General features: G+C 64.6%; 22 protein-coding genes. 8 read left to right on the forward strand and 14 right to left on the reverse strand.

The window, feature by feature from the left end; translation table 11 throughout:
• Positions 1–16: 16 nt before the first annotated feature.
• A complete protein-coding gene (locus tag HCH03_RS13745) occupies positions 17–814 on the forward strand; it encodes an MBL fold metallo-hydrolase (protein ID WP_185906005.1) in 798 nt (265 codons plus the stop codon).
• 105 nt (positions 815–919) lie between these two features.
• Here the strand turns inward: HCH03_RS13745 and arsS are convergent, their stop codons facing one another.
• Positions 920–1,906, reverse strand: a complete 987-nt coding sequence (gene arsS / locus HCH03_RS13750) for an arsenosugar biosynthesis radical SAM (seleno)protein ArsS (protein ID WP_221689946.1) — start codon at positions 1,904–1,906, stop codon at positions 920–922.
• Positions 1,907–1,908: 2 nt separating this feature from the next.
• Positions 1,909–2,241 carry an arsenosugar biosynthesis-associated peroxidase-like protein gene (locus HCH03_RS13755; RefSeq protein WP_080144725.1) on the reverse strand — a complete coding sequence of 111 codons (333 nt, stop codon included), beginning with the start codon at positions 2,239–2,241 and terminating at the stop codon, positions 1,909–1,911.
• A gap of 477 nt (positions 2,242–2,718) precedes the next feature.
• On the opposite strand from HCH03_RS13755, the gene HCH03_RS13760 reads away from it, so the two are divergent.
• The 4 genes from HCH03_RS13760 (at position 2,719) to HCH03_RS13775 (ending at position 5,762) form a co-directional block, all read left to right on the forward strand.
• Positions 2,719–3,330 (forward strand): hypothetical protein, encoded by a 612-nt coding sequence (locus HCH03_RS13760; protein WP_221689947.1) that lies wholly within the window; start codon positions 2,719–2,721, stop codon positions 3,328–3,330.
• Between the two features lie 353 nt (positions 3,331–3,683).
• Positions 3,684–4,637, forward strand: coding sequence for a SpoVA/SpoVAEb family sporulation membrane protein (locus tag HCH03_RS13765; RefSeq protein WP_185906009.1), 954 nt, complete (start codon positions 3,684–3,686; stop codon positions 4,635–4,637).
• A gap of 60 nt (positions 4,638–4,697) precedes the next feature.
• Entirely contained in the window at positions 4,698–4,988 is a 291-nt protein-coding gene (locus HCH03_RS13770; protein WP_221689948.1) for a hypothetical protein, read from the forward strand.
• A 111-nt stretch (positions 4,989–5,099) separates the two neighbouring features.
• Positions 5,100–5,762 (forward strand): LemA family protein, encoded by a 663-nt coding sequence (locus tag HCH03_RS13775; protein WP_221689949.1) that lies wholly within the window; start codon positions 5,100–5,102, stop codon positions 5,760–5,762.
• Between the two features lie 36 nt (positions 5,763–5,798).
• Here HCH03_RS13775 and rimI read toward each other — a convergent pair whose 3' ends face one another.
• Positions 5,799–7,178, reverse strand: coding sequence for a ribosomal protein S18-alanine N-acetyltransferase (rimI, locus tag HCH03_RS13780; RefSeq protein ID WP_221689950.1), 1,380 nt, complete (start codon positions 7,176–7,178; stop codon positions 5,799–5,801).
• A complete protein-coding gene (locus HCH03_RS13785) occupies positions 7,126–8,427 on the reverse strand; it encodes an MFS transporter (protein WP_185906012.1) in 1,302 nt (433 codons plus the stop codon). Before HCH03_RS13785 ends, rimI begins: the two co-directional genes overlap by 53 nt.
• Before the next feature lie 260 nt (positions 8,428–8,687).
• Here HCH03_RS13785 and HCH03_RS13790 point away from each other — a divergent pair, with 260 nt between their 5' ends.
• Positions 8,688–9,989: an MFS transporter gene (locus tag HCH03_RS13790; protein ID WP_221689951.1), complete on the forward strand. Its 1,302-nt coding sequence runs from the start codon at positions 8,688–8,690 to the stop codon at positions 9,987–9,989.
• Between the two features lie 108 nt (positions 9,990–10,097).
• The gene (locus tag HCH03_RS13795) at positions 10,098–10,439 is read left to right on the forward strand and encodes a hypothetical protein (RefSeq protein WP_185906014.1); all 342 of its coding nucleotides are present in this window, start codon (positions 10,098–10,100) and stop codon (positions 10,437–10,439) included.
• A gap of 221 nt (positions 10,440–10,660) precedes the next feature.
• Here HCH03_RS13795 and HCH03_RS13800 read toward each other — a convergent pair whose 3' ends face one another.
• From HCH03_RS13800 to HCH03_RS16480, 9 genes are all read right to left on the reverse strand, one after another.
• Positions 10,661–10,912 (reverse strand): hypothetical protein, encoded by a 252-nt coding sequence (locus HCH03_RS13800; protein WP_080144716.1) that lies wholly within the window; start codon positions 10,910–10,912, stop codon positions 10,661–10,663.
• A gap of 260 nt (positions 10,913–11,172) precedes the next feature.
• On the reverse strand, positions 11,173–12,582 hold the full coding sequence (locus HCH03_RS13805) for an MFS transporter (protein WP_185906015.1): 1,410 nt from the start codon (positions 12,580–12,582) through the stop codon (positions 11,173–11,175).
• A gap of 272 nt (positions 12,583–12,854) precedes the next feature.
• A complete protein-coding gene (locus HCH03_RS13810; protein ID WP_080144714.1) occupies positions 12,855–13,091 on the reverse strand; it encodes a hypothetical protein in 237 nt (78 codons plus the stop codon).
• A 24-nt stretch (positions 13,092–13,115) separates the two neighbouring features.
• Positions 13,116–13,466, reverse strand: coding sequence for a 4Fe-4S dicluster domain-containing protein (locus HCH03_RS13815; RefSeq protein ID WP_114602345.1), 351 nt, complete (start codon positions 13,464–13,466; stop codon positions 13,116–13,118).
• A complete protein-coding gene (locus HCH03_RS13820; protein WP_185906016.1) occupies positions 13,438–15,804 on the reverse strand; it encodes a molybdopterin-dependent oxidoreductase in 2,367 nt (788 codons plus the stop codon). Before HCH03_RS13820 ends, HCH03_RS13815 begins: the two co-directional genes overlap by 29 nt.
• A 247-nt stretch (positions 15,805–16,051) precedes the next feature.
• Positions 16,052–16,297 carry a hypothetical protein gene (locus tag HCH03_RS13825; RefSeq protein WP_080144711.1) on the reverse strand — a complete coding sequence of 82 codons (246 nt, stop codon included), beginning with the start codon at positions 16,295–16,297 and terminating at the stop codon, positions 16,052–16,054.
• A 327-nt stretch (positions 16,298–16,624) separates the two neighbouring features.
• Positions 16,625–17,353: a hypothetical protein gene (locus HCH03_RS13830; protein WP_221689952.1), complete on the reverse strand. Its 729-nt coding sequence runs from the start codon at positions 17,351–17,353 to the stop codon at positions 16,625–16,627.
• Positions 17,354–17,438: 85 nt separating this feature from the next.
• Positions 17,439–18,197, reverse strand: coding sequence for a response regulator transcription factor (locus HCH03_RS16475; RefSeq protein WP_246600042.1), 759 nt, complete (start codon positions 18,195–18,197; stop codon positions 17,439–17,441).
• Complete coding sequence (locus tag HCH03_RS16480) at positions 18,161–19,069, reverse strand: hypothetical protein (RefSeq protein ID WP_185906018.1); 909 nt, start codon at positions 19,067–19,069, stop codon at positions 18,161–18,163. The genes HCH03_RS16475 and HCH03_RS16480 overlap by 37 nt, the downstream gene beginning before the upstream one ends.
• Before the next feature lie 390 nt (positions 19,070–19,459).
• Between HCH03_RS16480 and HCH03_RS13840 the strand changes: the two genes are divergently transcribed.
• Complete coding sequence (locus HCH03_RS13840; RefSeq protein WP_221689954.1) at positions 19,460–19,786, forward strand: hypothetical protein; 327 nt, start codon at positions 19,460–19,462, stop codon at positions 19,784–19,786.
• 144 nt (positions 19,787–19,930) lie between these two features.
• Here the strand turns inward: HCH03_RS13840 and HCH03_RS13845 are convergent, their stop codons facing one another.
• Complete coding sequence (locus HCH03_RS13845) at positions 19,931–22,003, reverse strand: elongation factor G (protein WP_221689955.1); 2,073 nt, start codon at positions 22,001–22,003, stop codon at positions 19,931–19,933.
• Between the last annotated feature and the right edge of the window lie 924 nt (positions 22,004–22,927).

A 22,927-nucleotide genomic window follows, 5' to 3' on the forward strand; every position in this document is an offset into this window, starting at 1 on the left:
GAGCAAGGAGATTGCGATGGGACACGCAACGCATACGTTCACGTTCATGGGCACGGCCGCCGGATGCGGGGTGCCGGCGTTTTTCTGCGACTGCCCGGCCTGCGACGAGGCGCGCCGCGACCCGCGGGCGCGGCGCGGCGACTGCGGCGTCATGGTGCGCGGCGAGAAGACCGTGCTCATCGACACGCCGCCCGACGTGCGCCATCAGCTTATCCGCGAGGACGTGCGAAACATCGACGAGCTGCTGTACACGCACGCGCACTTCGACCATTTGGGGGGCCTCGGCGAGCTGGAGTACCTGGTGCAGCTCGTGCGCAAAGCGCCGCTGCCCACGTACGGCAGCGCCGAGGCGCTGGAAGGGGCGAGCATCGAGTTCCACTACATGACCTACTGCCTGGACATGCGCGAGCTCGCGCCCTACGAGCAGGTGGAGCTGGACGGCGCGCGCTACACGGCGTTGCCCGTGACCCACGCTCCGGGCACGTACGGCTACCTCATCGAGACGCCCGAGACGCGCCTGTTCTACGCGTCGGACACCGGAAAGCTGCCGCCCGAGACGGCCGAGCGCGTGCGCGACGTGGACGTCATGGCCATGGACGCCACGTTCTGGAAGCGGAACTGGTCGCCCGACGCGCACCACAGCGTGCAGGAATGCATCGAGGAGGGTCTGGAGCTGGGCGCGAAGACGCTCTACCTCACGCACCTGGCCATGCACTACGACGAGCCCGTCACGCTCGCCGAGCTGGAGGAGTACCTGCGGCAGTACGGCGGCCGCGTCAAGCCCGCTGCCGACGGCCTGTCTTTCGCGTTTTGAGAAAGCGCGCCGCCGCGGGGAGGTAGGTTCCGCGGCGGCGGCTTCGTTCCGATGGCCGCCAGGCCACCGGAACCGAAAGGCGTAGACCTACGCCGTGGAGCCGCCTCAACTGCTGCCGGCTCCGGCGGTGCAGGCGTAGCAGTGGTTGCCGAACGCTATGTCGCGCGCCAGCGGCAGCGCGGGGTCGGCCGCCAGCTCCGCGATGGTCAGGCCGTTTTTGCATGGGAGGCCGGCCGCTTGGTTGAAGTCGCAGTCGTACAGCGCGCCGTCCCAACCCACCGACAGCTGGCTGCGGCACATCATGGCCGGCACGGTGTCGGGGTTGAACGCGTTCACGAGTCTGCCCATGTAGCGTTCCAGGTTGCCGGTTTTGTGCAGCAGGTTCCCGAAGCGCCCCAGCGGGTTGTTCGCGATGGCGAACACGTGGTCGAACACGATGCCGTAGTCCTCGGCGAGCTTGGCGCGGTACTCCTTCTCAAGGGCTTCCTGGTCGGGCGGCAAAAACGCGCCGCTCGGGTTGAACACCAAATTGAGCACGAGCCCGTCCTCGTTCGCGCCCTCGGCGCGCCCGTAGCCCAGCGCGTTCAGCTTCTGCAGCATGGCTATGACCCCGTCGAACGTGTGCACGCCGCGCTGCTTCTCCACGGGCTTCTCCGTGTAGTGCGGCAGCGAGGCGAACACCGTCGCACCCAGCTCGGCCAGCACTTCGGGCAGGTGGCAGTACGGCTCGTCCAGCATCACGACGAGGTTCGAGCGCACGATGACGTCCAGGCCGCGCGCGGCGGCCTCGCGCACGAACCACTCGAAATCGGGATTCATCTCGGGAGCGCCGCCCGTCACGTCGAGCGTCTTGAAGCCGCGGCCCGCGGCCACGTCCAAGCACGCCTGCAGGGTGTCGCGCGCCATGACCTCGGTGCGGTTCGGGCCCGCGTCCATGTGGCAGTGGCGGCACGCCAGGTTGCACAGGCGCCCCACGTTCACCTGCAGCACGTCGAGCCGCTCGTGCGTGCGGCGCGTGTCCTCGTCCGTCCGCTCGAAGAACGGCGGGAACGAGTCCATGACGGCTTGGGCTTGTTCGTCGGTTGCGGGCATGGCTACATTTCCAGCTGCTTGACCACGTTCTTCATCTGCACGCCGTGCACGAGCGCCGCGCCGCCGCGGATGGCGTTCGCCACGTGGATGGCCTCGGTCATCTGCTCTTCGGTCACGCCCTTCTCCAAGCACGACTGCGTGTAGGAGTCGATGCAGTACGGGCACTGCACGGCCGCCGCCACCGCCAGCGCGACGATCGCCTTCTCGCGCGCCGTGAGCGCGCCCTCGGCGAACACCTTGCCGTAGTAGGCCATGTACAGATCCCAAAGCTCGGGAGCTTCCTCGCCCATGGTCGAGAACTTGTCGAGGTCCTCCGGGTTGTAGTAGGTTTCCATGCCTTCCGTCCCTTCTCTCGCGCTGCCTGTTCGCTCGGTGATCCGTCGAGTAATGATAGATTATGTCTTATACTAGATTATCACCATTAGCGTGTTTTGGCTAGCCTCGCCTCAGACGGATCGACGGGCCCCGAAGGGGTGCGGACGGACTCGTTCGAGCGGCGAACGGGGTTCGGGGCGCTTTCCGGTGAAGAGTTTCTGGTGATGAACTTTTTCGACGGGGCCGGCAGACGACCTTGCCCTATACTGGAGTCATCCGATGGCATTCGGATTCGCCAGCGCCACGAGCGCTGCCCGTTTTTTCATCATCGACGACATTTTCGATGCAGCCCGCCGCCCGGCGTCGGCTGTTCGTCGTCTTGCGTCGGCGGATGTTTTCCGCCGCGTTCGCGCCCGAAACGCCCGAGCCGCCCGGCTCGGCAGCATGGCGCATGAAAGAAACGACAACGAAATACGCACTTCGACCGAAAGGACCCTATGTCTTTGCATGCTGCACGCTTTTTGCCCGACAACGCCTACACCCGCGCCCTGCGAGGCGCCGTCCCCGTGCCCACCGGCGGAAAGGACAAGCTCGCGTTCCAAACGCTCATGGTATTCTGCATGGTCACGTGCATGGTGACCATCAACTGGCTGCTGCACGCGTCGGACATCACCTGGGCCGCGTACGCGCAGGCGCTCTACGAGTACCCCCTCACGTTCGCCGCCGCGTTCTGCGTGCGCCTGTTCGTCGCCAACCCCATCGTGGCACGTGTGGCGCCCGCCGTCGTGTCGTCCAGCCTGTCCGGGTTCAAGCGCACGGTGGCCATGACGGCCGTGAACGTGGTTTCCATGGTGACGTTCATGACGTTCTTCGGCGTGCTCATCTCGAACGGGCCCGCCGGCTTCACCTGGCTCGCCTACGTCGAGGGCCTGCCCGTGTCCCTTGCGCTCGCGTTCTTCGTGAACCTGCTCGCCGTGGGCCCCTTCGTGAAGATCGCCTACGCGTACGCCGTCAAGCCCGGCCTGGCTCGGACGCGCGAGAAGCTCGGCGAAGCGCGCACGGCCGCCCGCTCCCTCGTTCCGAGCGCCCTCGCCGACAAGGGCGAGTAGCCGCTCGGCCCGCCGGGCACGATTCCGCGAATCGACATGAATTCTCGGTCAAAGCAAAAATACCTGACCGACGGTCTTGCCAACTAGTAGATACCGTCTTATAATCGAGAAGGTCTGAAACACAGGAGCCGGAAGCGCGGAAGCGTTCCCGGCTCTCCTGTTTTCGCCCCTCTCGCACCCCGAGGCCCTCCCCTCGCAAGCGCGCCCTTTCCGCCGCTATTCATCCTCCCGTGTGGACGAAAATCAACAGGGCCTAGTACGCACGGATCGATATCGGCTCTCCTCGCACCGGTACAATGACGGCGTCTCGCGCTTTCGCGCATGTCATACGAACACGTAGAGGGGATGAATCGATGAAAGCCTACAAGACGGTTATCTACAGCTTCCTGATAGGCGGCGTGCTCGCGCTCGTCGCCCAAGCGATCGTCACGGTGTGGACGCAAGCGCTCACCGGCACGCCCATGCAGTTCTTCATCGGCGGGGCGACGCTCATCAGCATGGGCGTTATCGGCTGCGTTCTGGGCGGGTTCGCCACCTACCAGATGGTCGAGGAATGGGGCACGTTCGGCGCGCTGCTGCCGTTTTCCGGCTTCGCCATGGCGGTGGGCATGAAGATGGTGGGGCCCTGGACGAAGCAGAACGCCACGGCGGGCAAAGCGGTGTGGCAGGGATTGTGGCTGGTCATATGGTTCAACGCCGTGGCCGCCGGCATAAGCATCCTGTTCGGCTACGTCTGCGGCGCCGCGGGCGTCGAGCCGCTCGTGTCCGTTGAGAAGAACACGACGGCGCTCGTGTTCCCGCTGGCCTTCCTCGCAGGCGGCCTGCTGTGCGCGCTTTTCCAGGTGATCTACCTGGTGGTGAAGAGCATCACGCCGAAGTGCCAGCCCGTGTGGATCCTGCTCACGGCCTGGTTCTGCGGTGCCGTGTTCGCGCCGCTCGGCGTGTCGGGCGCGCTGGCGAACTTCGCGGGGCAGGGTTTCAGCGTGATGATTCCCGTGGGCGGCTACAACATGTACAATGTGGGCGTGTCGTTCGCGATGGGAGAGTTCGGCGAGGGGATCGTGCACTTGGGCTCGTTCTTCCTGGCCGTGGCCGGCCTGTTCTTCACCGGCTTGGCCACGTTCCTCATCTACAACGCCAAGTTCGGCCGCACGCCCATCCATGAAGTCCACCGCGCGAAGGCGCAGCACCTCATGGACGAGCTCGACGAGATACATCCGAACGCGGCCGGCGCGCCCGTCGTGGCATCGGCCGAGGCGGTGCCCATGGCCGTGGCCGAAGAGGCCGTGGACCGGTCGGTCGGATAGGGCGCGAAAAGCGGCTCCCCGTCGCATAAGGCGGGCCGGGTTCGGGAATAGGAGGCCCGCATGGGCAAAAAGGGAAGCGCCGCGAAAGCGCGTGCCGAGATAGAGCGCCTCAAAGCGAAGCGGCGGCTCGACATCATCAAGATCCTGGCAGCGCTTGCCGTGATGATGCTGATACTGCTGGGCAAACCGATGCTGGAGGTTGCCGGCATCCTGCAAGAAGGCAACATGGTGGTGAGCGGCGCCATGTGGATATCGGCGTTCATCCTGGCCATCTTCGCGGGAACCGCAGGCAGGGACTTCTCGAAATGCGGGCGCAGCATCGAAGAGGTGCGCACGCGATCAGGTCTGTAAGCCGCGCCGAAGCCGGCGCGTTCATACCCTAGAACCATACCAGCAGTGGTATGGTTCGCGAGGGCCCCCTTCGTATAATAGCGGCGTCAGCCGACTCCGAAGGGGGCCCTCATGTCGATCATGTCCGTTCTCGTGCCGTTCGTCGTACTCGCCACCGGCTTCACCGTCATCATGATCCTGCTCTTCCGCAACCTGCAAAGGCTCGACGAAGAGGCCGGCGAGGCCTGGAGCCGCGTTCAGGAGCAGCGCATGGAGCGGCTGGACGCGTCCCGGCGGTTGATCGACGCGCTGTCCGCGAGCGCCGAATTCGGCGACGCTCCCACCGACGACGTCCGCCGAGCGCTGGACGCCTGCAGAAACGCCGACGGAATCGAAGCGGCCGCGGCGGCGGACAGCGCGCTCGCGGACGCATGGCGCGCCCTGTCCGCCGCAACCGACATGCGCCGCGCAACCGCGCTCGAGCGTGCGCACGAGGCGATTGAGCGGCTGGGCGAGATCGACAGCCGTCTGCCTTTGCTCGAACGCCTCTACAACAACGCGGCGACGACGTACAACAACGCCGGCGTGACGTTCCCCACCCTGCTCGTGGCCAAGCGCGCCGGATACGCCGCGCGGCCGCTCTACCGCCCCCTGCACCTCCGCGGCGCCAGCGACCAGGCCAGCGCCGCCGACGCCGAATCGCTCGCCGACAAGTCCCCGCGCATCATGAACGCCTACATGTTATGGGCCGTGGGCATGTCTGACGCCACGCTGGAAGAGGCCGACACGCACTGACGGGGCGGAAAGAGGCTGCGGCAAGCCCCCGCCCGCCTATCCCAGCGGAAGGGCCATGACCAGGGCGTCTTCAGGGGGATCGTCGTAGTACCCCGCGCGCACGGCAACCACCAAAAAACCCAAGCGCGCGTAGAAGGCGCAGGCCACGGCGTTTCCGGCCCGCACTTCGAGCTTGAGCGCGGCATGGCCCTCCTCGCGGGCGCGCCGTGCCGCCTGCTCCACGAGCGCGCGGCCCACGCCCGCCTTGCGCAGCGCGGGGTCCACGGCCACCCGCACGATGGCCGCTCCCTCCGGCGTGCCCCACCAACCCAGGTAGCCCGCCACGTCCCCGTCCACCACGGCGGCCGCGTAATGCGCGCACGGGTTGTGGCGCAGCTCGAGCGCGAAGGCGAGCGGCGTCCACGGATCGCGGAACGACGCCACCTCTATGCCCATGACCCTGCCCAGGTCGCGCTCCGCCAAGGGGCGTATCGCAAGGGTCGAAACCGCTCCCCCTGCCGTCCGCTCCCCCCTCGATATCTCCGCGCCTCCCGCTTTCGCGAAGCGGGGCGCTTCCGCCGCCGCCCCGTCGCCGAACACCGGCCCCGCGTACGTCCACGGCGGCTCGCCCTCCTGCGGCTTCTGCCCTATCACCACGAACGATTGGCTGGAGAAGTAGTAGTCGTCGCGCTCGAACAGGGCGCCCCACGCGTCCGCGAGCGCGCGGATCTCGTTTGCAGCCGCCTCGTCCACGCAGGGCGGCACGTTGCGCCGGAAGTACACGCACCGCTCGAACAGGGCGCGGCGCTCGTCGAGCTCCTTGCCGGCCGTGTCGGCCGAGAACGTGCGCACGCGCACGTTGTCCAAGCCCGCGCGCTTCATGAGCGTGTAGCACTTCTCGCCGTTGTAGCGGTCGGTGCGGGACGTGTGCGGGGTGTTCGGCAGCACGTGCCGCTCGTACAGCGCGAACAGGCGGCGCATGACGGCGTCGGGGTCGGGGTACGACAGCTTCGCGGCGTCGTCGACGGTCTTCACCACCACGAAGCCGCCGGGTTCGAGCAGCCGGCACGCCTTGTCGAGCGCCGCCTGCGGATCAGGCAGATGCTGCAGCACGTGCGAGAAGTACACGAGGTCGAAGCGCTCCTCGTCGCCCGGCTCGTACTCCTCGAACGTCGTGCACGCGAACGAGAAACGGGGGTCGCCGGCCGTGAGCGCTGCCGCCTCGGCCACCGCGTCGGCCATCGGGTCGATGCCCACCACGCGCGTCACGCCGGCGTAGGGGGCGAACTTGAGCCGCGTGTTGAACCCGTCGAAGCACCCCACGTCCAGCACGCGCACGCCGTCCCTCCCGGCCAGGTTCACGGCCTCGAACGCGGCGTAGTCCTCAGGCGCGGTGCGGTACGCCTGCTTCGTGATCTGCCCTTTGCCCCACGACATGGCCGCCTCCTTTCCCTGCATCCTTCTCCAGCGCCCCGTATTTCGCCTGCAGCCGCGCGTTCGCGGGCTTGCACAGCGCTCCGCACACCAGCGACAGCAGCGCGAAGGCGGGAACGAGCACGAAGAACGCCTCGTAGCCGCCCGTCCATTCGAACAGCGCCGCGGCCACGAGCGGGAACACCAGGTTGAACGGCGCCAGCACCACGGCGCTGATGCCGGTGTTCATAGCCAGGTCGCGCTGGCCGAACGTCGTGCGCATGTACGACGTGTTGATGGCCGCGTACATGCCGTACAAAAGCCCCTCGATGAGCAAAAACGGCGCGAACATCCACGGCACCTCGAACCAGTACGCCGCCGCCATGCCCACCGACACGGCCAACGCGAGCGCCGGCAGCACCACGAGCGTGCGGTTCTGCCCGATGCGGTCGTACAGGATGCCGCCGAGCGGCCGGCCGAACCCGTTGCCCAAGCCGAGCGCGCCCACGGCCGCCGTGGCGAACGCAATGGACGACCCGATGCCCGTCATCATGACGGACGCCTCGGCTATCACGGCGCCGCCCGCGCCCATGACCACGCTGCGCCAGATGCAGAACAGCCAAAACGACGGCTCGCGCACCGTTTTCGAACCGGGCAGGCTCACGCCCACGGCGTCGCGCTTCGGCTTGAGCGCCGCGATGCGCGGCGGCGGCTCCTGGATGAAGTTGATGGCGACGAGCGCCTCCACCAACGCCAGCGCCGCGATGACGACGAACGCGAGGCGCCAGCCCAAAGACGAGTAGATGAGCGCCGAGGCCAGCGACCCCAGCACCAGCGCGCCCATGCCGAACCCCATGACCAGCACGCCCGAGGCGAACCCCACCTTGTCGCCGAACCACGCGAGCGTGTTCGTGGTCCACACGGTGTAGCTCATGCCCGAGCCCAGCCCGCAGCACACGCCGTAGAACACGTAGAGCTGCCACAGCTCGGTGATGAACTGGCACGAGAACAGCCCCACCACGATGAGCGACGTGGAGGCGACGAAGCACGTGCGCAGCGAGAGCACCTTCGAAAGGGGGCCGATGGACAGCATGCCGAACGACAACCCTATCATGGCGACGGAGAACACGAGCGACGTCTGGCTGCGCGACCAACCGAACTCGGCCTCGAGCGGAGGGATGAAGATGGACCAGGCGTAGATCGTGCCGAACATGAGCATGGTCAGAATGCCGCATACCAAAATGGCGTAGCGGTTCTTGCGTATGTCGGCCACGCTCCTCGCCTCCCCCTGACGTTCCCCGGCGAAGACGGCGTGCGCCTCCGGACGGAAGCCGCGCGCGGACGCGCGCGTTTGCTCGCCTTGCAACCTACCACCGGCGCGCGGTTCCCCCTACCGTGAGGAGTATGAAAACGGGGGCATCTAGTACGGACGACTATACGCGCGCCCGCGCGCGCACGGCACAATGGTATCTGCCGCACGGCATGCCCGCGTTTGCCCGTGCGCGCGTGTAACCGTTGAAAGAGAGGGGATCCATGCCTGATATGACCGTCGGCCAGATCAAGAGCAAGCGAGTGCTCTATCTGGCCTTATCCACGCTCACGTTGCTGTTTCTGGGGCTCATCTACGCGTTCTCCATGTTCGCGGCGCCCATATGCACCACGTTCGGCCTCGAGAAGAGCGCCGTGGGCCTCACGTTCAACATCATGATGATCACGTTCTGCGTCGGCGCCGTCATCGGCTCGCAGATCGAGGGCAAGATCGGCGTGCGCAACACGCTATTCGTAGCCGCCGTGCTGTTCTTCTGCGGCTTCGCCGGCACCGGCCTGTTCGGCCAGGGGAGCATCACCGTGGTGTACCTGTGCTACGGCGTGCTGGGCGGCCTGGGCGTGGGCGTGGGCTACAACTCCGTCATCGCCACGACCAACGTGTGGTTCCCCGACAAGGTGGGCTTCTCGTCGGGCGTGCTCATGATGGGCTTCGGCCTGGGCTCGCTCATTTTGGGCACGCTCTCGGTGAACCTGGCACCGACGCTCGGCCTGGGCACCGTGTTCGTGGCCATCGGCGTGATCACCGCGCTCGTCGTGGTCGTGCTGGCCTGCACGCTGCGCCGCCCGCCGGCGAACATCGTGGCGCTCATGGCGCCCGAGAAGGCCACCGCCAGCGGCTACGACCCGGGCGAGCAGGACACGCCGCTCAAGTCGTCCACGTTCTACGTGTACTGGGTCTGGGCCATCATCGTCATCGCCATCGGCCTGGCCACCATCGGCAACTGCGCCTCCGACGCGCAGGCCGTGGGCTTCGACGTGGGCTTCGCCACGCTGCTCGTGGGCTTGGTGTCCACCTGCAACGGCCTGGCGCGCGTGGTCATCGGCCTCATCTACGACAAGACGAACGTGAAGATAACCATGCTGGTCGACGGTCTCATCGCCGTGGCCGCCTGCGCCTGCATCATCGGCGCGTTCACCACCGGCATCTCGGCGCTCTACGTGGTGGGCGCGTTCTGCTGCGGCTTCTGCTACGGCGGCGTGCCCGTGGTGGCCTCGGCGTTCGCCCGCCAGCGCTACGGCGCCAAGAAGTACCCGCTCAACCTGTCGCTGGCGAACTTCGCCATCGTGTTCGGCTCCATCCTGAACATCGTGGTGCAGGGCGCCGTGGGCGGCGACAACCGCCTGGCCGTGTTCATGGTCATGGGCGTGCTGTCGCTCGTGGCCGCGCTGGACGTGCTGCCGTTCTCCAAGAAGTGGAACAGCGACATGAAGATGCTCGAAGGCCGCAAGGCCAAGGCGGCGACCGAAGGCGTCGACGCACCCGAGACGGCTACGGCCGCCTCGTAGGCCCTCTCTCGGAGGCCGGCCGCAAGGCCGGCCTCCCCGCAGGGGCGATCAGGAGATCGTCCCTGCGGGGAGAACCGACAGGTCCGAACTCAGGGGAAAGGAACCGTCATGGGAAAGAGCATGAGCGCGCGCAAGGCGAAGGCGTACGAGGACATCGAACGCCTCAAGGCGAACCGCCGCAAGGACATCATAAAGTGCGCCGCCGCCCTCGCCGCCATCATCGTGCTGGTCACGGTGAAGCTGGCACTGGAAACGAGCGGCGTTTTGGAAGTGGGGAACATGGCCGTCGGCGCCGCCATGATGATGGCGGGCATCGGACTGGCCATCCTGGGAGGCACCTCGAGCGTCGATTTCACCCGTTCGGGCAACGAGATCAGGGGCATCCAGGCCAGCGTGGGCATCACGAAGCAGGATATCAAGAACTACGAGCAGGCGAAGCGCGAGGGATAGCGAAACGAGGGGCGAGGGGTTGCCCTCTTCCCTTCGCGTTAACGAAGGGGCGATCTCCAGATCGCCCGGCGCGATCGGCTACGGCAAAACGAAACGATGCGGCGAGCGCACGGTGCGCTCGCCGCATCGTTCATCTTCTTCGGGCGTTTCGGCACCGGGCGATCTGGAGATCGCCCCTACGGGGGTTAACGCGAATTGTTCGAAGGCGTGGTCGTTGTCACTCAGTGGCCGGTGACGCCGTTGCCGGTGAGCTCGGTGGCCAGCACGAAGGCGACCAGAAGCAGCCCTAGGATAACCCAGCAGAATATCTTCGCGGTCTTCGTGGAAACCGGGCCTATCCGGTCGCTGCGCGGGTCGTCTTCCACGCGGTAGGCCGCCGCGCGGATCTCCTTGGTGAAGCGCGTGCGGCACTTCGTGCAATGATCCTCGGATGCCGATTCCTTGCCGCAGAACGGACAGATGATAGCGCCCATCGCGAACCCCCTTCAATCGATTAGGCCGCCTGCGTTCGGCGTCTTCCCGGAAAACGACGCCGCCCGCAGACATCTCGGTCGGGTTTGCCGGAAGGATTCGACGGAGCCGGCCGCACGCGATGCAGCCCTGCAAGCGAATCGGTCGATCACGGAATCGTCCCGGCAAACCCGACCGACGAGGCCTCCGGCAGCAGCCCGGAAACCCCGTCGGTCGGTCGAACAAACCTTCGCGCAACCGTCAACAGCCGCGCGGTGGAACCTTACGCTTTCGCGTCGGCAGCCTCATCGGCGATATCGTCGATGTTCATGCCCTTGGCGCCCTTGGGAAGCAGGAAGCCAGCCAAGAAGCCGAAGGCCATGGGAGCGGCCAACAGAGCGATCAGCGGAGAGAACGCCCAACCCGCAGCCTTCAGACCGCCCAGGATGATGGGCGACAGGATGCCTGCGGACTTGCCCAGAGCGACGATCGTCGCAACGCCGGAGTTACGGAACTCGGTGGGGTAAGACTCGGACATCATCGGCTGAGCAGCGGTGATGGCGTAGTTCAGAGCGAAGCCCATGAACACGAACGCGATCAGGTACGGCCAGAAGCTCGTCTCGGCGGGAAGCTTGACCACCTGGGAAACGATGAGGCAGGCAACCACCGACAGGCCGTAGCCGAAGATGAGGTTGCGCTTGCGGCCCATGGCCTCCGACACGAAACCGGTGGTGCAGTTCGCCACGACGGACGCGGCGTTCTGCGCCATGGCCAGCATGTACGACGCGGTGACGGCGCCGCCCGTGGCCTCGAGCATCAGGGCCGGCAGCCAGGCGTTCACGCCGTAGATGCTGAAGTTGCCGGCGAAGTAGATGATAACCAGCGCGATGGTGGTCTTCAGGTACTTGCCCTTCCACACCTCGGCCGGGCTCGACTTGGCGGAAACCGGCGGCACGAGCACGTTCTCGGGCTTGAGCTCGTAGGGGATCTCCTTGCCCGCGCGCTTCTCGATGCGCTCGAGCGTCTTCACCGCGCCGTCAAGCTTGCCGTGCACGGCGCACCAGTGGGCCGATTCCGGCGTGAACTTGCCGAAGATGAACGCGTAGATAACCGGCAGAGCGCCGATGGCGTAGCACCAGTGCCACGTGGCGACCTGGACCATGACGGTGCCCACGAGAGCGGCCACGACCCAGCCCACGATCATCCAGGCCATGCCGAACGTGATGAAGAACGAACGCTGCTTCGTGGGAGTGAACTCCGTGAACAGCGTGGTGACGATAGGCGTGCACACGCCCAGGAACAGGCCGGCCAGCACGCGGAAGACCGCGAAGACCTCGTAGCTCGGGGCGAAGATGCACGGGATGGTGAGCAGGCCGTACATGAACGTGCCCATGGTGAGGATCTTGCGGCGGCCGAACTTGTCGGACAGCGGGCCGGCTGCGAACGAGCCCACCACGATGCCGATGGTCGACCAAGACGACAGGGCGCCCTTGAGGGCGTCGTTGCCCGCAGGACCGAAGAACTCCTGCATGATCTGGGTGTTGGTGTAGGAGATGATCATGTAGTCGTAACCATCGAACATCATCGCTATGCCAACGAGGAAGAAAATGGAAATGGTAAACTTGCTGACTCCGAGGGAGTCGATCGCCTGGGAAATGGTGAACTTCCCCGGCGACTTAGCAGCTGCACTCATAATCCGCTCCTTGGAACGTTCCCCGACCCTTATGAGCTGTTCTTTCAAGTCGGAGAATCTGATAGGCGGCCGTCGGACAGTGCGGATCCCGCGCAAAAGAAGGCGTTCCCGCTTCGTGCGCTAGCCCTGGATTTGTAGACTCGGATCGAGGCATCGTCTTCTTTTGCTCTTTCAGCATTTCCCCGTGAAAACGTTTCGACCCTGCCAGACGGCCATGGAAAGACGGAGGGGACCCCAATCTCGAGAAAGAGATCCCCTCGCCGTTGGAACTGCTACTCTTCGCCGAGAATCTTCTCGACGGCCTTCTTGTCCTGGTTCAGGCGCTCGGAGTCATCGATCGGCTTGAACGTCGCGCTCTCGATGGACTTGTCAGCAACCTTCTCCTTCTCGGCGCCGCACTTCTTGCACGACGTGGCATCGGCCGCGTTGAAAGTACCGCACTCGGTGCACTTCCACAGAATTTTCCCCAATGGAGGCGGACGGAATCCGCCTTTCTCCTGACGAGCCATAGCTCTACCTCCTTCGTTCCAACATTACTTTGCGAAAAGCACCTGATTGGGCTTCTCAGCCAACTTAGCGGACAGCTCCTCGAGCGTGCCGTAGTACATGATGCCGGACTGGCAGTGATGCACGCAGCTCGGAAGTCGGCCCTCGGCCACGCGGTCGGCGCAGAGGTCGCACAGATCCGTGGGCAGGGGCAGGTAGGTCCACTCCCAATTGCCGTTGACGTTCTTCACGGGGCCGTACTCAAGCGTCTTGATGCCGTACTGGCCGATCGGAAGATCATGTACCTTCTTGCAAGCAACTTCGCACGTATGGCAGTTGGTGCAGAATTCGTAGTCGATCAGCAGACCGTTAGTCGCCTTCGAACCGGGTGTAGTCATAGCCACCGAAGCCACCTCCCTTAGTCACAATCTCGCTGGGCGAGCAATCATTTTCAGGCGTCACCTTGTAGCACTTGCAGAGCGTGCTCTTGTACGGGGCGCCGTAGTGCGTCGGGCCGTACACGCCCATCGTGGTCAGGTTGTTGCCGTTGCTGTCGAACACACCGTACAGGCTGGGCTCGGCGGCCTCCTGCTCGGGGAACCACCAGCCGTGGCGGGCACGGACCAGGTTCGGCATGAGACCCGGAGCGATGTGGGCCTGCTGCTTGCACTTGCCGCGCTTGTTCTCGAACCAAACCCAGTCGCCTTCCTTGATCCCCTGCTCTTTGGCGATCTCGGGCGAGATGTCGGCGATAGCCGTGGGGTGCACTTCGCGCATGGTGGGCAGCTGGCGATGCTCGGAGTGGAACAGGCCGATGTGGCGGTGACCGGACGTGTAGATGTACGGATACTCCTTGTACAGCTCAGGCGTGCGGACCGGGCTCTCGAACGGCTCCATGTGATGCGGCAGCGGATCGAAGCCCCACACGTCGAACAGCGGCGAGGAAATCTCGTACATGCCGGTCGCCGTGACAAAGCCGGGCTGGCCGTCTTCGCGGAGCAGGCCCTTCTCGTACTTGTGGTACGTCTCGTTCCAATCCCAGTAGTCGTACACCTTGTGGGTGAGGTCCTCGAACGTGTAGGGAACGCCGTTGCCCTCGTCCTGGATCATCCACGTGAGGAAGTCGCGCACGGTCTCGAACTGGTTGAAGAAGTCCGGGTTGAAGCGCTTGCCCAGATAGAACACCAGCTCTTCGTCCATCATGCACTCGTAGTAACGGCCGGCGGACGCGGTCAGCGTACGCAGCGGCTGCCACCAGGAGCGGAAGGAGTCGCGCTCGACGGACATGGCCACCGGAAGCACCAGGTCGGCGAAGGCGACCGCGGTCGGGGTCAGGTAGTAGTCGACGACGACCGTGTAGGGGACGTTCTTCCACGCGCGGTACACGCGGGGAGCGTCGCCGGCCATGTTGGCGATGGGGTTCGTGCCGTGGACCCAGAGCATCTGGACCGGATAGGGCACGCCCGTCTCCATGGCCTCGAGCAGCAGGTCGGGCGGAATGAACGGCGTGTAGCCGGCCTTGTGGATGGGCGACTGATCGGTGCCGATACGGCGGTCGAGCATCTCGGGGGAGATGAACTCGAGGCCGCAGCCGTACTTCTTGGAGCTGTTGTACGCGTAGCGCACGAGCACGTTGCCACCGGGGACGTCGAGGTTGCCGCAGAGGGCCGTGATGTCGGAGATGGCGAACGAGGCCTCCATAGCGGAGATCTGCATGTCGATAGCGAGACCCCACTGGATGGCGCCGGGCTTGGCGGCCGCGAACAGGCGAGCGGCGTCGTAGATCTGCTGCTCGGGGATCCAGCAGATTTCCGCGACCTTGTCGGTCGGGTACTCCTGCAGGCGCTCGACGAGCTCGTCGAAGCCGTAGCACCAGTTCTCAACGAAGTCGTGATCGTAGAGATCCTCGTCGACGATGACGCGCAGCATGCCCATGGCGAGCGCGCAGTCGGTGCCGGGACGAACCTGGATCCAGACCTCGGCCTTCGAGGCGAGCCACGTGAGGGCGGGGTCGATCACGATGAGCTTCGTGCCCATGCGCATGAGGTCGACCAGCCAGTGACCGACGAAACCGTCGCCGTTGGAGGCGAGGGGCTCGTTGCCCCACACGATAACGACTTCGGGGCACTTCCACTCCGGGTTGTCGTAACGGTCGGGGTGCAGCTGGGAAGCGTCCAGGATCCAGCAGTCGCCGTCCTTCATGAGGTTGGCGGTCATGCGGGGCTGGTAGCAGGAGTCGGCAGAGAGGAAGCCGAACGACATGTTCGGGCTGCCGAAGACGGCGCGGAGGCACATGGCGCCGTGCCACATGGCGTTACGACCGGTGCCGGACAGGGCGACGATGCCCTCGGGGCCGATGCCGTTGTAGTCGTCATGAATGGTCTTGCAGATCTTCTTGTAGGTGTCCTCGAGCCAGTCGAAGGCCTCTTCCCACGTGATGCGCTTCCACTTGTTCTCGCCCTTTTCGCCGTCGCGGAGGAGAGGCCACTTGAGGCGGTCGTTGTTGTAGATGTTCTCGACCATGTTCAGGCAGCGCAGGCACAGACGTCCCTGGTTGTACCCGAAGTTGGGGTCGCCCTCGATCTTCTCGAGCTTGCCGTCTTTGACGTACGTGAGCACGCCGCAGCCGTTGTGACACCCAGGTCCGGTCCAGACCGAGGTGCGGGTCACTTCATAACCATCCTCGTACCAACGCCAGTCTGTTTTGTACAGATCATGGTTGTATTCGTTGATCATGAAAAGCCCCCCTTTCATAAAAGAGATACCGATAAGATGAACTCTTATTCTTCAGAAACCCCGAAGCACGCTTTCCCGGGATGCGCAGCCTCCTCAAACCACGCATACCGCGTCCCCCGTGTCCGTTCGGTCTCCTCTTCCGAGCGGAAGATCGGGGTTTCTAAAAGACCTGCATGATCCTTTTCTCGGCGTTCGCGCGGCTCTCTCTGAAACCGCTCTTGCCGGAAGGATCGGATCCGCGCGGCGTTTACGCCGTCGGCGGTTTCGGCGCGCCGGGAGCCTTGGGGGCACCGGGAGCGGCCGGGGCGGCGCCAGGAGCCTTGGGGGCGCCAGGAGCACTGGGAGCGGGCGCGTTGGCACCCGTGCCGGCGGCATCCGCAGCGGGAAGCTCGGTGCCGCACTTCTTGCATTTATCGTTCTCGGGCGGGTTGAAGGCGCCGCAGTTCGGGCACTTCTTCATCATCTCGTCGAACGAAGGTGGTCTGAAGCACATATCGTGTTTCCTCCTCTTCCATTGTGTGAAACCGGATCGACAGTAGATCGCAAATACATTGGGGTGCATTCACAGCGCATAAGCTACCATGCGCCGATTCGCGGAAAGTACCTTCGCGGGTATGAAAAAGGGCGATCTAGTACTGGTAGTCATACTCACTAGCGCGCTAGTGTCGAGGCTTTTATCAGGCAAAACGCAAATCGTTCATGCAGATGGGACGATGCGGGGTTTACGGGCCTCAAACAAGCGGAAGGACCCGCGCAGCGGGTCCTTCCAAAGCGGTTGCGACGTTGGCGACGCGCGGACGGCGCGCGGGCGGAAGGCCGGCTAGGCGGTTGCGCCCTCTTCGGTCTCCACGACGGCCGTCTCCACGATGCGGCGCATGATCTTCACGCGGGCGGCGGCCTGGCACGCGGCCTCCACGCGGCCGTTCGCCTCGATCTCGGCCAGGAACGCGTCGGGATCGTTCGTCGACAGGTACTCGGTCAGCTCGGACTTCTCCACCTTGACGCCTTCGGCCTCGATCATCTTGTCGAGCACCACGTTGAACTTGAGCTGGAACACCACGTCGTCGCGCAGCTTCTCCTCGAACTGCTCTTCGGTGAGATGCTCTTCGCGCAGATAGCGCTCCTTCGTCGAGCCCATCAGGCGCAGGCGCTCCTCGTACTGCGTGTGCGAGGCCTCGATGTTGGCGGCGACGACGTCGGCGGGAAGCTCTCCTTCAAGGCGCGCCACAAGGACGTCCGAGCACCTCTGGAACTTCAGGTTGTCCCAAATGCGCCTCTCTTGGCGCTCGAGGTCGCGCTTGATGCCCGCACGCAGCTCCTCGATGGTGCTGAGGCCGTCGAACGAGCTCTGCACCCAGGCGTCGTCCAAATCGGCGATCGACTTGATGCCCGAGCCCTTCTCTGCGGCGGCCACGTACGCGAACAGCTGGGCGTCGACGTCGGTTTCGGAGGCGGCGGGCTCGGGAGGCATCGCGATACGCACGCTGTCCTGCGAGGAAAGCGTGAACGCGTCCAAATCGAGCTGGGGTGCGGTCGAGGTCTCTTCCATGAAGTTCTCCTTACGATTGCGGGGCGCAGCGCCCCTCGATGTTTGCATGACGGCGCGCCGGCAGCGCGCCGCGGTGGGCAAGTTTTCAGTCTTGCTCGTGAGACTTGATATCCTCCTCGCGGAACGTCTCTATCAAGCTGAGCATCTCCTGCGATGAATGCACCCCGAGTTTGTGGTAGATGTTCGCTATATGGGTTTTGGCCGTGTGCATGGATATGACCAGCTTCTGCTGGACGTACTCCGCGTTGCGGCCCTTGGCTATGAGGAAGAATATCTCCGTCTCGCGCGGAGAGAGCTTGTAGAGCTCGGCGATGGTGCGGCACGTGCGCCGCCACGGCGTGTCGACGCGTTTGGATTCCGCGCCGGGCTTCGCCGGCATCGCCGTCTTCGACGAGGTCGCGGCCTCGTCGCGAGCGATGGGCGCGGAAGCGGAGGCCGCAGCGTCGCCCACGGCTTTCTTGGAGGTTGCGGCGTCGGAGGTCGGGGCCGCATCGGTCGCGGCAACGGACGTTGCGCCCGCGGTGCCCATCGCGCCCGCCGCGCCGGCCTCGGCCGTCATGCGGGCAAGCTGCACCTCGAAAGGATCCTGCTCTCGAAACGGGGTGAGCACCGTGGCAACCAACATGGTGATGGCGGCTCCGCACAGCGAGTAGAGCACGAGCGAGGGATCGGCCGCTCCGAGGCCCGTGACCACGCCCTTGCCCACCACAAGGCCCACCGCCAAGCTCACGTACACGAGCACGCGGCCGCCGTCGACGAGCAGGAGCGATCCGGGCTTAAGCCGCCGAGCCAGCCCGACGCCGAGTATCAGGCCGCCGAAGTCGAACAGGTTGAATCCCGCCAAAATAATGGTTTCTGATGCGAGGAGAACCCCCCCCCCCCGCCCAAAAACGAAAGACCCACGATGCCGAGGACGAAGAACAGCAGCGAGAAGCGATGTATCGTGTCGATATCCGCATTCGTCTCGGGCGCTTCGGGGATGAAGAAGATGACGATGCCCGCCACGACGATGCCCACGAGCACCACGGCGTTGCCGGCCATGAGCAGCGCGACGCCGCTGTTGATGAACCCGCCTTGCAGCAGTCCGAACACGAACGCGTACACCGTCGTGGGCAGCAGCGTCTTCAGCGAATGGCGCAGGATGCTTTTGCGGGGCGGATTGATGGCCGGCGCAGGAACCGCCACGTCCACCGGTTCGATGGTGCGCCAGTTGGCGATGAGCGACACCGTGGCCACCGCAGGCATGCACAGGGCTACGATATAGCTGATCGGCGGCACGAAGCTGCACGTGAGAAATGCGATTATGCCGCCGGCCATCATATCGACCGCGAACGAGCGGAACAGGTGCCCCGCCGCCGCCTCCATATAGTAGTGGAGCCATAGGAACATGAGGAACGCCTCGGAGAAGCCCAGCAGCACCACCGACGCGATGCGCCACGGCATGTCGGCCGAAAGCGTGGCGAGCGACAGAGCCGAGGCGACCGTGGCCAGCACGCCCGCCGCTCCCAGCAGCAGCGTGGAAGGCGCCGTTTTGTTGCGGTTCAGAAAGAAGCGGCCCACGCCGACGAGCGCCGCGAAGGACAAGGCCAGCGTCAGGTACAGCGTGAACTGGCGCTCGAGAAAGAACGAGAAGGAAGGGTTGTTGGTCGCGCCGATGAAAATGGGAGAGAACAGTACCAGGTAGTGCCAGCTCAAGATGACCTTGAATCCGATCATGGTCAAAGTCTTCGTGCTGGAAGCCTTCCCCTCTGATCGCTCCGGCACAGATTGCGTCATCCGGCACGCCCCTTTCCCCCTGATGAAAAGAACCGAGCAGCCCGTCACTCGTCCTTTCCAAACCTTACTCGTTTTGTACGAAAGAGCCTATGGCCCATGGTACTAGAGCCATCCATTTTCATACCGCGATAGGTACAAGCGCCTTGGGTTCCATGCTAGGTTGGTTGTTGCGCCCGCGAAGTCCCGCACATCCGCTCTACGCGGCTCGCGCGCCATCGCTTTCGCTTCGGCGCCCGCGCTCGCGCTCGAACGGCAATCGACTCATCATAAAGTATAACGTAACCCGACGGATAAGTTTACTGTTTGCCAACAAAAGGAAGGAAGGCCGCAATGCCGGGAGGATGCTGGATATGCAACCCGTTGTGCGGGAAGTGCCAGCCCGCACCTAAGAAGTCGGGGAAATGCCCCGTTTGCGGCACCTGCACCATCTTCGACCGGCAGGATATCATGGCCGGCGCGCCGCTTCTGTGCAAGAAGTGCGGCGAGGACCTGGCCCCGCTGGTGCGCCCCGAACCTGTGCGCTGCAACTACAGCGGCCTCGTGTGCGCCTATCCTTGCGGCAAGGGAACGACGTCGCACCCCGAGCACGGCTACCAGGTGTGTCGGCGCAACGCTCCTCCGAGCGAAGAGTGGCTGGCAGCGCATCCGAACGTATAGGAAACGCCCAGCGCCGCCGCGACAAGCGCATGTCTTGAAGCGCGCTTCCGATGCGCCCCTCCGCTCACGAACATCATGCAGCCATAACGCGAGAACGCCGCCCCGAAAGGCGGCGTTCTTCTCGCATGCGGTTCAGGGTTGCCGCTAGTTACCGGCGGCCCTTGCCGCCTGGTACGCGTCCACGAGCCTCTTCGTCACGTCGGCGGGAGCCGGGTCGTATCCCTCGAGCTCGAGGGTGTAAGAGCCGGAGCCGCGCGTGATGGAGCGCAGGTCCTTGGTGTACGTGACCACTTCGGCGTAGGGCACGCGCATCATGATGACCGTCTCGCCCGCGTCGTTGGAGTCGGTACCCACGATGCGGCCGCGGCGCGTGGAGATGTCGCCCATCACGGCGCCGGCGTACTCCTCGCCCACCGTCACGTTCAGGTTCGCCATGGGCTCCAGCAAAATGGGGTCGGCCTTCTCGCACGCAGCGCGGAAGCCGATGCGCGCGGCGGTTTTGAACGCCATCTCGTTGGAGTCGACCGAGTGGTACGAGCCGTCGTACACGGCGCACTTGACGTCCACCATGGGGTAGCCCGCCAAAAAGCCCTCGGCCATGGCGTCCTGCACGCCCTTGTCCACGGCGGGGATGAAGCCGCGAGGGATCTTGCCGCCCACGATCTCGTCCAAGAACTCGTAGCCGCCGCCCGGATTGGGCTTGAGGCGCAGCCAGCAGTCGCCGAACTGGCCGGAGCCGCCCGTCTGCTTCTTGTGGCGGCCCTGCGCCTCGGCCGTCTTGCGGATGGTCTCGCGGTACGGTATGCGCACGTCGACGAGCTTCGCCTCGACGCCCGTCTGCTCCTTCAGGCGCGCGAGCAGCGTGTCCACCTGGGCGTCGCCCATGGCGGTGACGACGGTCTGGTGCGTCTCCTCGCTGCGGCTGACGCGGATGGTGGGGTCGGTCTCCACCGCGCGGGCCAGGAACGTGCCCAGCTTGTCCTCGTCCTTCTTGTTCACGGCCTCGATGGCCACGGGATACTGCGGCTCGGGCAGGGGAAGCGGGTCGATGGCCACGGAGCCCGACTTCGACAGCGTGTCGCCCGTGCGGGTTTCCGTGAGCTTGGGCACGACGATGATGTCGCCGGCCTTCGCGCTCTTCACGTCGTTGGTCTCTTTGCCCATCATGACGTAGAGGTGGCCCAGGCGGTCCTTCTTGCCCGTGCGCGCGTTGACGAGCTCCATGCCCGGCTCCAACACGCCGGAGATGACCTTCATGAAGCTCAGGCGCCCCACGAACGGGTCGGACACGGTCTTGAACACGAAGCCCGCAGGCTCGCCCGTCTCGTCGACGAGCGTCTCCTCGCCGTTGGCCAGGCGGAAGCGGCCGTGGTGGCGCGGGTGCGGGAAGTAGGTGGCGATGTCCTCCATGACGCCCTGGATGCCCTGCTCGATGATGGTGGAGCCCACGAACACGGGGATGAACAGCTCCTGCGCGATGGCCTTGTCGAGCAGCTGCTCCAGCTCTTCCTGCGTGAGCTGCTCTTCGCCGTCCAGGTACTTCATCATAAGGTCGTCGTCGGCCTCGGCCACGAGGTCGCACAGCTTGTCGCGGGCCGCCTGCGCCGTTTCAACGTAGTCGGCGGGGATATCCTCGATGCGCTCGGCGTCGCTGTCGGGATCGAAGTAGCGGGCCTTCATGCGGATGATGTCGATGACGCCCTTGAAGTCCGCGTCCACGCCGATGGGGATGGTCACCGGGCCCAGGCGCGAGCCGAAGCGCGCGTGCAGAAGGGCCATGGCCGTGTCGAAGTCGGCGTTCTCGCGATCGATGTGGTTGATGAACACGGCGCGCGACAGGCGCATGTCCTCGGCCTCGCGCCACAGCTTGGTGGTCATGACCTGCGGGCCGGCTACGGCGTCGACCACGAACAGCGCCATCTCGGCCGCCTGCATGGTGGCCAACGTGTCGCCGATGAAGTCGGGGTGGCCGGACGTGTCCAGCAGGTTGATCTTGTAGTCCTTGTACGGAATGGGAGCGATGGACGTGCCGATGGTGAACTTGCGCCGGATTTCCTCCTCGTCGTAATCGAGGTAGGACTTCCCGTCGTGGGTCGTGCCCATGCGGGGCGTGCGGCCCGAGACGTGCAGCATCGCTTCGGCGAGCGATGTCTTGCCGGCGCCGTCTTGGCCGACCAGCACAATGTTTCGTACGTGTTCGGTAGCAGGAGCTGCCATGTTGACCACCAACTTTCCGGTTGCGTGGCCCACGCCGTTGTCGTTGTCTCCAAGGCGCGAACCACAGTCGAGCCTTACCCGTTCCAACCCTCGCGTTGCAAGTCTCGCGAACGCGCGAACGCGCCGCGAATACCGTTGGTTCGTAGTGTATCGCATGTGAGCGGCCGAGATGTCGGAAATGAGGGAATTCGGAGCCCCTTTCGCACGCGGGCCGACCGAGCGCGCTTGCGCGCCGGCTCCTTGGCCGGCGGAGATGAGGACTGCCCTTCGATCCGCAAGCGGAGCGTCCTGAGCCGCAAGTTCGCGCGACGCTACGAGCCAGGCTACTCACTAAGCTCGATAATCTCTCCCGAACTAGCGGCCGCTGTTAAACCAGCACCGGCACGCACCCGGCCAGGCTGTCATCCTGAGCATGCAACAGTCCAGCGGACTGTTGCACTCCCGAGCACGCGGAGCGGACGCAGGGAGGCATCGCGAAGCGATGAGCGGCGTAGCCGTCGCAGTCGAAGGATCCCGCGCGGCGCCAGCCGAGGCGCCTCCGGCTGGCGCCGCGCGGGATCCTTCGACTGCGCTCACTGCGTTCGCTTCGCTCAGGATGACAGAAGGGCGGCTCCTTTGCGCTTCGCTCGCCCGGGACGACGATGCGTCGGCTCGCGGGATGTCGATGGCGGTTTGGCAGCGGGAACTAGCGTTTCTGCTTCAAAAAGACGTTTGTGCATGATCTTGTAGGAGAATAATAGAAGGCTTAAACTTCTCATCTGGTCTTTTATATAATGATATTTTAACTTATATAAAAATCAGTCGAAAATATCGTTCACAAACGCCTTTTTGCAGCAAGTTCGACTGATTCCGCTGTTAAACCAATATTGACATAGTCCCTATTTTGGGACAGCAAAAAAGGCTCTCCGTCTTACGATGCAACTG

Origin of the sequence: Gordonibacter massiliensis (ex Traore et al. 2017) (genome assembly GCF_019731765.1) — a bacterium.
GTDB classification, from domain to species: Bacteria; Actinomycetota; Coriobacteriia; order Coriobacteriales; family Eggerthellaceae; genus Gordonibacter; species Gordonibacter massiliensis.

What these genes read in the sequence shown, in the direction of transcription:
- HCH03_RS13745 (WP_185906005.1), top strand. Translation starts at nt 17, where the DNA reads ATGGGACACGCAACGCATACGTTCACGTTCATGGGCACGGCCGCCGGA.
- arsS (WP_221689946.1), bottom strand. Translation starts at nt 1,906, where the DNA reads ATGCCCGCAACCGACGAACAAGCCCAAGCCGTCATGGACTCGTTCCCG.
- HCH03_RS13755 (WP_080144725.1), bottom strand. Translation starts at nt 2,241, where the DNA reads ATGGAAACCTACTACAACCCGGAGGACCTCGACAAGTTCTCGACCATG.
- HCH03_RS13760 (WP_221689947.1), top strand. Translation starts at nt 2,719, where the DNA reads ATGTCTTTGCATGCTGCACGCTTTTTGCCCGACAACGCCTACACCCGC.
- HCH03_RS13765 (WP_185906009.1), top strand. Translation starts at nt 3,684, where the DNA reads ATGAAAGCCTACAAGACGGTTATCTACAGCTTCCTGATAGGCGGCGTG.
- HCH03_RS13770 (WP_221689948.1), top strand. Translation starts at nt 4,698, where the DNA reads ATGGGCAAAAAGGGAAGCGCCGCGAAAGCGCGTGCCGAGATAGAGCGC.
- HCH03_RS13775 (WP_221689949.1), top strand. Translation starts at nt 5,100, where the DNA reads ATGTCGATCATGTCCGTTCTCGTGCCGTTCGTCGTACTCGCCACCGGC.
- rimI (WP_221689950.1), bottom strand. Translation starts at nt 7,178, where the DNA reads ATGTCGTGGGGCAAAGGGCAGATCACGAAGCAGGCGTACCGCACCGCG.
- HCH03_RS13790 (WP_221689951.1), top strand. Translation starts at nt 8,688, where the DNA reads ATGCCTGATATGACCGTCGGCCAGATCAAGAGCAAGCGAGTGCTCTAT.
- HCH03_RS13795 (WP_185906014.1), top strand. Translation starts at nt 10,098, where the DNA reads ATGGGAAAGAGCATGAGCGCGCGCAAGGCGAAGGCGTACGAGGACATC.
- HCH03_RS13800 (WP_080144716.1), bottom strand. Translation starts at nt 10,912, where the DNA reads ATGGGCGCTATCATCTGTCCGTTCTGCGGCAAGGAATCGGCATCCGAG.
- HCH03_RS13805 (WP_185906015.1), bottom strand. Translation starts at nt 12,582, where the DNA reads ATGAGTGCAGCTGCTAAGTCGCCGGGGAAGTTCACCATTTCCCAGGCG.
- HCH03_RS13810 (WP_080144714.1), bottom strand. Translation starts at nt 13,091, where the DNA reads ATGGCTCGTCAGGAGAAAGGCGGATTCCGTCCGCCTCCATTGGGGAAA.
- HCH03_RS13815 (WP_114602345.1), bottom strand. Translation starts at nt 13,466, where the DNA reads ATGACTACACCCGGTTCGAAGGCGACTAACGGTCTGCTGATCGACTAC.
- HCH03_RS13820 (WP_185906016.1), bottom strand. Translation starts at nt 15,804, where the DNA reads ATGATCAACGAATACAACCATGATCTGTACAAAACAGACTGGCGTTGG.
- HCH03_RS13825 (WP_080144711.1), bottom strand. Translation starts at nt 16,297, where the DNA reads ATGTGCTTCAGACCACCTTCGTTCGACGAGATGATGAAGAAGTGCCCG.
- HCH03_RS13830 (WP_221689952.1), bottom strand. Translation starts at nt 17,353, where the DNA reads ATGGAAGAGACCTCGACCGCACCCCAGCTCGATTTGGACGCGTTCACG.
- HCH03_RS16480 (WP_185906018.1), bottom strand. Translation starts at nt 19,069, where the DNA reads ATGATCGGATTCAAGGTCATCTTGAGCTGGCACTACCTGGTACTGTTC.
- HCH03_RS13840 (WP_221689954.1), top strand. Translation starts at nt 19,460, where the DNA reads ATGCCGGGAGGATGCTGGATATGCAACCCGTTGTGCGGGAAGTGCCAG.
- HCH03_RS13845 (WP_221689955.1), bottom strand. Translation starts at nt 22,003, where the DNA reads ATGGCAGCTCCTGCTACCGAACACGTACGAAACATTGTGCTGGTCGGC.